This is a genomic window from Dietzia sp. UBA5065, assembly GCA_002415925.1.
Classification (GTDB): domain Bacteria; phylum Actinomycetota; class Actinomycetes; order Mycobacteriales; family Mycobacteriaceae; genus Dietzia.
The window spans coordinates 34,709-35,225 of sequence record DIAZ01000075.1; the positions used below are offsets into that span (position 1 = coordinate 34,709).

Annotated in this window: 1 protein-coding gene; it reads left to right on the forward strand. The window is 71.6% G+C overall.

Features of this window, described 5'->3' with window-relative positions; translation table 11 throughout:
* The coding region (locus tag B4M60_RS05810) for an alkaline phosphatase family protein (protein WP_291081171.1) at nt 1-517 on the forward strand (517 nt) is incomplete at both ends.

The window sequence follows — 517 nt, forward strand, 5'->3', positions numbered from 1 at the left end:
CGGCGCAGGGCGTCGAGGTCACCTATGTCATGCGTGAGGATTTCCGCGATTCCGGCCTCACGCGCGCGGCGTTCCGCGCCGACGGCGCCTACCTGCCGGCGAGCTCCCTCGACGAGGTCCGCCGGGGCGTCCTGGACAGCGTCGGCGGTCCGTCCCGCACGCGACGCTTCGTCTACGCCTACTTCGGCGATCTCGACCTCGTGGGCCACATCCACGGACCGGGCTCCCCGGAATGGGTGCGGTCGCTGCGGGAGGTCGATGCCTTTGTCGCCGACCTCGCCGCCGACCTGCCCCACGGCTGCACTCTCCTCCTCACCGCCGACCACGGGATGGTCACCGCCGAGACCGTCGTCGACATCGACTTCTCCCCCGCCCTCCTGGCCGACGTCGACACCGTCGCCGGTGAGGCCCGCGTCCGCCACGTCTACGCCCGAGACGGGTCTGCGAACGACGTGCTGGCCGCGTGGACCTCGGAGCTCCGCGGCCACGCACTGGTCATCAGCCGAGAACAGGCGCT